Genomic DNA, 6904 nt, shown 5'->3' on the forward strand with positions numbered 1-6904 from the left:
CGGTTCGCCATTCTTACCGCTTAACGCATCTCGTTATGCAGAAATGCTCGGAGAAAAAATTGAAAAGCACAATGCAAACGTATTCTTAGTGAACACAGGCTGGACCGGCGGCGAATACGGCGTAGGTCAGCGTATGAATCTTTCCTACACACGTGCAATGGTGAAAGCAGCACTTAACGGCGAGTTAGATAATGTGGAAACCGGAAAGGATGACATCTTCGGTCTGGAAATTCCGCTCCATGTTCCAGGTGTTCCTGATGGCGTATTAATGCCAGAACAAACCTGGACTGACAAAGAAGCTTATCGAGCAAAAGCATTCGATCTTGCCAGCAAGTTCAAAGAAAACTTCAAAAAGTTCACAAGCGTATCTGAAGAGATTGTTGAGCTGGGCGGACCTTTGGTATAAAGAAAACTCGCCGATTGGCAAGCCCTACTTATACTATATTCCTGAAATTTCCGGCTACGTAGAATCTTCTTCTAGCTGGAAATTTATACTTTCTGACAGTGTAACGAAAAGCGGAGCCGACTGTTCAGCTTTCAAGGAGATTACACCCTTTCTGCAAATCTTAGGGTATAAGGACGATAAAAATGAGCGATAGACATACTAGAACAGACGTTATCTTAATTGGTGCCGGAATCATGAGTGCGACTTTGGGGATAATTCTGAAAGAATTAGTACCAGACTGGAAAATTACGGTGTTTGAGAAACTCTCAAACGCAGGAGAGGAAAGCTCTAACGAATGGAATAATGCGGGAACGGGGCATGCGGCACTGTGCGAGCTTAACTACACGGTTGAAAAACCGGATGGGTCTGTAGATATTAGCAAAGCTATAAAAATTAATGAACAGTTTCAGGTTTCAATGCAGTTTTGGTCTTATCTTGTAAACAACAAGATGATACGTAATCCACAGGACTTTATCATACCATTGCCTCATATAAGTCTAGTACAAGGAGAACAAAATGTAACGTTTTTAAAGAAACGTTTTGAAGCGCTGTCCAATACCCCCCTATTCCAAGGGATGGAATTTTCCGATGACCCGGAAAAACTGATGGAATGGGTTCCGCTTATTATGCAAGACCGCGTATCGAACGAATCTATAGCGGCAACAAAAATCGACTCTGGAACGGATGTCAACTTTGGCGCTTTAACGCGTATGTTGTTTGACCACTTAGAGAGTAAAAATGTTGATATAAATTACAAACATAGTGTTAATGATGTGAAACGTACTAGCGACGGTTTATGGGAATTGAAAGTGCGGAATCTCGATAGCGGTACTGTCGAACGCCATACTGCAAAATTCGTCTTTATCGGAGGCGGGGGAGGAAGCCTGCATTTGCTGCAAAAATCCGGTATTCCTGAAGGAAAACATATTGGAGGATTCCCGATAAGCGGAATATTTATGGTGTGTAATAATTCGGATATTGTAGCGCAGCATCACGCAAAAGTATACGGCAAAGCTAAGGTTGGTGCTCCTCCAATGTCTGTTCCGCATCTTGACACACGATTTATCAACAATAAAAAGTCATTGCTATTTGGACCGTTTGCCGGCTTCTCACCAAAGTTTTTAAAAACAGGTTCAATGTTTGATTTGGTAACTTCCGTAAAAGCGGATAATCTCTTGACTATGTTGTCGGCAGGTGCAAAAAACATGTCATTGACAAAATACCTGATCCAGCAAGTTATGTTATCAAAAGAAAAGCGCATGGAAGAGTTACGTGAGTTTATCCCGAACGCCAAAAGCGAGGATTGGGATGTAGTAGTAGCGGGCCAACGTGTGCAAGTGATCAAAGATACTGAAGCTGACGGCAAAGGAACGCTTCAATTTGGGACGGAAGTTGTTAGTGCCGCTAATGGTTCGATAGCAGCATTGCTCGGAGCTTCTCCGGGTGCTTCTACCGCTGTTTCCGTCATGCTCGAACTCATAACAAAATGCTTCCCTGAACATATGAAAGAGTGGGAACCGAAAATTAAAGAAATGATTCCTTCTTATGGTGTGTCACTAATAGAAAACCCAGAGCTTCAGGACGAAATTCATACTTTAACAGCGCAGACGCTTTGTCTAAGCGAAAAAAAACCGATCTTTAGTTAAGTGGAACTGTCCTCGAATAGTTTAGAATACAGGTATTATTCCTATGCTTGTTGGCTATGCTGTTTATATCGATAATGATAGCTGCTATACACAATGCTTAGTTAAGAAAAGTGAGCAGAAGCGATTTCCATGTAACATTATGAGAACTGTTTGACGGAACAACATAGATGTTTTAGAATAGGATGTATGTAAAATACCCAACAACATTGACAAGGAGCAGTAGTAATGCATACAGGTACAGAGAGTTGACGGTTGGTGCAAGTCAATCCTATGTGGTATTATGAACTCGCCTTTGAGTTGCAGCTGTGAAGAAAGTAGCGGCTGCCGTTCCTCCGCGTTAAGGAGCTAAGTGAATGTTTTTACATTAATTAGGGTGGTACCGCGGGAATACAACCTCTCGTCCCTTTGGGGATGAGGGGTTTTTTGCATTTTTTTTGTTATAATGGAATAAACGATTGGAGGATGTATTTGTGAGCTTTAACCATAAAGAAATAGAACAGAAGTGGCAGGCGTATTGGGAGGAACAAAAAACATTCCGTACGCCGGATGAGACAGACAAACCAAAATTTTACGCACTTGATATGTTTCCGTATCCGTCTGGAGCTGGCCTGCATGTCGGTCACCCTGAAGGATATACGGCAACGGATATTTTATCCCGTATGAAGCGTATGCAGGGCTATAATGTACTGCATCCGATGGGATGGGATGCATTTGGTCTTCCCGCTGAGCAATACGCGCTTGATACAGGGAATAGCCCAGCGGAATTTACAGAGAAAAATATCAACACGTTTCGCCGTCAAATTAAGTCTCTAGGCTTTTCTTATGACTGGGATCGTGAAGTAAATACGACGGATCCTGAGTATTATAAATGGACACAATGGATTTTCCTGAAGATGTTTGAAAAGGGATTGGCTTATGTGGATGAGGTTGCTGTAAACTGGTGTCCGGCACTTGGAACTGTTTTAGCCAATGAAGAGGTTATTGATGGAAAAAGTGAACGTGGCGGTCATCCGGTCGAGCGTCGTCCGATGAAACAATGGATCCTGAAAATTACAGCTTATGCGGACCGGTTGCTTGAGGATTTAGAGGAATTGGATTGGCCAGAAAGCTTAAAAGATATGCAGCGTAACTGGATCGGACGTTCTGAAGGGGCTGAGGTGAACTTCGGAGTAGATGGAGCTGAGGAACAATTTACGGTATTTACTACTCGCCCTGATACATTGTTTGGTGCAACCTATGCGGTATTGGCACCAGAGCACGTACTAGTGGAGAAGATTACAACAGCTGAACAAAAAGAAGCGGTTGCAGCGTACTTAGATGCAGTGAAGGCGAAGAGTGATTTAGAACGTACTGATCTTGCAAAGGATAAAACGGGTGTATTTACAGGTGCTTATGCGGTAAATCCGGTAAATGGCGAAAAGATGCCGATTTGGATTGCTGACTACGTGCTTGTGAGCTACGGAACAGGCGCTATTATGGCAGTGCCGGCGCATGACGAACGTGACTACGAATTTGCGAAGAAGTTCAATCTGCCAATCCGAGCAGTTGTGGAAGGCGGAGATGTATCACAAGAAGCATATACAGGAGACGGCAAGCATATTAATTCCGATTTCTTAGATGGTCTGAATAAGGAAGAAGCGATTACAGCGATGATCGCATGGCTTGAGGAAAAAGGCATTGGTACGAAGAAGGTAACGTATCGTCTACGCGATTGGTTATTTAGCCGCCAACGTTATTGGGGTGAGCCGATTCCAGTGATTCATTGGGAGGACGGGACAATGACAGCAGTACCAGAGGAAGAGCTGCCGCTTGTACTGCCAAAAACAGAAAATATCCGTCCGTCTGGAACAGGCGAATCACCGCTTGCGAATATTGAAGAGTGGATGAACGTTGTAGATCCGGTGACAGGCAAGAAAGGCCGCCGTGAAACAAACACGATGCCGCAATGGGGCGGAAGCTGTTGGTACTACTTACGTTATATCGATCCGCATAATAGTGAGCAATTGGCTGATCCAGAAAAGTTGAAGCAGTGGCTGCCTGTTGATATTTATATCGGTGGGGCGGAGCATGCGGTTCTTCATTTATTGTATGCTCGTTTCTGGCATAAATTTTTGTATGATCTTGGCGTTGTACCAACGAAGGAGCCGTTCCAAAAGTTATTCAACCAAGGTATGATTCTTGGTTCAAACAATGAAAAAATGAGTAAATCGAAGGGCAACGTTGTAAACCCGGATGATATCGTAACAAGTCATGGAGCTGATACGCTTCGTTTGTATGAAATGTTCATGGGACCTTTGGAAGCGTCCATTGCTTGGTCAGAAACAGGTCTTGACGGCGCACGCCGCTTTTTGGATCGCGTATGGCGTTTATTCGTTCAAGAGGATGGGGCACTAAGCGAGAAGGTTACAACAGAACAAAATAAAGCGATGGATCGTATATATCACCAAACAGTGAAAAAGGTTACAGAGGATTACGAAGGCATTCGCTTTAACACGGCGATTTCACAAATGATGGTGTTTATTAATGAAGCTTACAAAGCAGAAACACTGCCAAAGGCGTATGCTGAGGGCTTTGCGAAGCTATTATCTCCAGTTGCACCGCATTTGGCTGAGGAGCTGTGGGAGAAGCTTGGACATGGGGAATCCATTACGTACGCAACATGGCCGGCCTATGATGAAGGTAAGCTTGTTGATGATGAAATTGAAGTCATCGTCCAAGTGAATGGTAAGCTGCGCGGCAAGGTAACGCTCGCAAAGGATGCAACAAAGCAGCAAATGGAAGAGGCTGCACTTGGCGAAGTCCAAACACAAATCGAGGGCAAAACAATCCGCAAAATTATTGCGGTTCCGGGCAAGCTAGTTAATATTGTTGCAAACTAAGAAAAATGGAAATTAATTCGTTTATGTCTGTAACAAGTATGCATAATTTTTTATAAAAGCAAATAAGTGCTTTCATAACTATGCTTAGTGGATGAAGCGGTTCTCTATAACAGGGAACCGCTTTTTACATTTGAAGAACTTATCTTGCTTATCTACATATAAGAGGCCTTGTCTGCAAATCATACATATGAACCTACAAGAAGGAGGGATTCGCATGAGCAAGAAAAACAACAGTGGTCAAAAGCAACCAAACTTTGATGATTCTTCAAATTTTTCAAGCAACAAACAAACACAAATTAAAAAGCAGGCTAAAAACAAATAATTGGTGAGAAGGGCCCATCACGCTGCGGTGATGGGTTATTTTGTGCTTTAAGTAATCAGTTTCTAGCTGGGAGACCATTCGGTGAGTTTTCTTGGTGTTTTACAGCTAAAGGATATGTTATATAGGGACAAGTATATGCCAGAGCATATTTATATGGTGCTGTACTTTGCCAATAGTGCTTTAGCTTGCTAGAATGGGATGGTAGGATGCAAAAGGAGGCAAAATAGATGGAGAATGTTAAAACAATCACACCGGCAGAAGTGGAACAACGGCTAAAGAAGGGAGAAACCTTGTTTCTTGTAGACGTTCGCGAACATGAAGAGGTTGCGTACGGGAAGATTCCAGAAGCTGTCCATATTCCGATGGGAGAGATTCCGAATAAGCTTGATTCTTTTGATAAGGATCATGAATATATTTTCATTTGCAGGTCAGGTGTTCGAAGCGAGAACGTTTGCCGTTATTTAGATCATCTTGGCTATAAAACGGTAAACATGATTGGCGGCATGCTGTCATATGAGGGAGAAACAGAGTAAGCGGAACGAGCAGGTTCCGTTTTTCTTTTTTTAGACTTTAAGAGGGCTGATAAGTTTCCAGCTAGAAGCGAGTTCGACGTGGTGGGAAATTTTAGGAATAAAGTATAAGTGCAACTACGCCTCTGTCTTCGCCTAACGGCTTGCCAGTCGACGAGTTTTCTTTAGATAAAATTGCTTTTCTGTCTGTGGTCCATCCTTAGGTAAGAAGGATGGACCATGTTTGTTTTGTTGACATACAATATGATAGATCAAAGAAAGGGCGATGAGAATGGCACCGCGAATCCGTAAGGTAAAGGTTGTTAATAACAATGGCTCAATTAATTTTGGAAACCAGGGCTATTTTGCACCTTTTTCTGTTTCGAAGGAGTATAACGGCTCGGGAGGTGATAGTACAGGCGTTATTGTCAATGGCCGGCGTACAGAGAACCCAGCTGTTGGAACATCGCAGAACGAGATGGAAGATACAGATCTTCAGCAGGAGCAGGAGAATCTTCCCGAGTTTTGAGTACTAGGAGGAAGTATGGGAGTATATATTGAAAAGTTTATTGTTGTAAACAATTACGGAACAATTGAATTTAGAGATGGCCAAAGAGATGTGTCTTTTTCAGCTTCAAAAGCCAATAATGGAGCATTAGGTCCGACTGTCGCTGATTTTGTGAACGGAAGACGTGTACGTAATTTAGAAAGGGAAAGGTTGAACGAAGCCCCTCAGGTTGAGGCGAAATCAAGTGAGGAAGGGGAAATGTCTGATCTGTCCAGCGGGCTGAGTTTTTAGTAGAAAACGGGTATCGCTGACGCGTGCTCGTTTCTTTTTGTACTTGAAGTAGGTGTGAATTTTAGGAATTAAGTGTAAGTGCAACTACGCCTCTGTCTTCGCCTAAGAGCAGGGCTCGCCAATCGACGAGTTTTCTTTACACTGTAGGAAAGCATAAATTTCCAGCTAGAAGTCATTCGACGTAGTCGGAAATTTTAGGAATACAGTATAAGTGCAACTACGCCTCTGTCTTCGCCTAAGAGCAGGGCTCGCCAATCGGCGAGTTTTCTTTACACTGTAGGAAAGCATAAATTTCCAGCTAGAA

The 6904-nt window shown here is 43.0% G+C and carries 6 protein-coding genes and 1 other annotated feature; all 6 genes read left to right on the forward strand.

The annotated features are described in order from the left end of the window. Positions 1-406, forward strand: a 406-nt coding sequence (locus AAHB12_RS30770; RefSeq protein ID WP_342048883.1) for a phosphoenolpyruvate carboxykinase (ATP), incomplete at its 5' end; no start/stop codon positions are given. 182 nt (positions 407-588) lie between these two features. Further along, positions 589-2091, forward strand: coding sequence for a malate:quinone oxidoreductase (locus AAHB12_RS30775; RefSeq protein ID WP_342048884.1), 1503 nt, complete (start codon positions 589-591; stop codon positions 2089-2091). 197 nt (positions 2092-2288) lie between these two features. After that, positions 2289-2499 (forward strand) — a binding site (T-box leader). Positions 2500-2561: 62 nt separating this feature from the next. Continuing rightward, the gene (gene leuS, locus AAHB12_RS30780; RefSeq protein ID WP_129727875.1) at positions 2562-4970 is read left to right on the forward strand and encodes a leucine--tRNA ligase; all 2409 of its coding nucleotides are present in this window, start codon (positions 2562-2564) and stop codon (positions 4968-4970) included. A gap of 549 nt (positions 4971-5519) precedes the next feature. Then, positions 5520-5825, forward strand: a complete 306-nt coding sequence (locus AAHB12_RS30785) for a rhodanese-like domain-containing protein (RefSeq protein WP_129727874.1) — start codon at positions 5520-5522, stop codon at positions 5823-5825. A gap of 268 nt (positions 5826-6093) precedes the next feature. Next, on the forward strand, positions 6094-6330 hold the full coding sequence (locus tag AAHB12_RS30790; protein ID WP_342048885.1) for a spore germination protein: 237 nt from the start codon (positions 6094-6096) through the stop codon (positions 6328-6330). 15 nt (positions 6331-6345) lie between these two features. Next, positions 6346-6600 (forward strand): hypothetical protein, encoded by a 255-nt coding sequence (locus AAHB12_RS30795; protein ID WP_342048886.1) that lies wholly within the window; start codon positions 6346-6348, stop codon positions 6598-6600. The last annotated feature ends 304 nt before the right edge of the window (positions 6601-6904 follow it).

The organism is Bacillus sp. OTU530, from assembly GCF_038440375.1.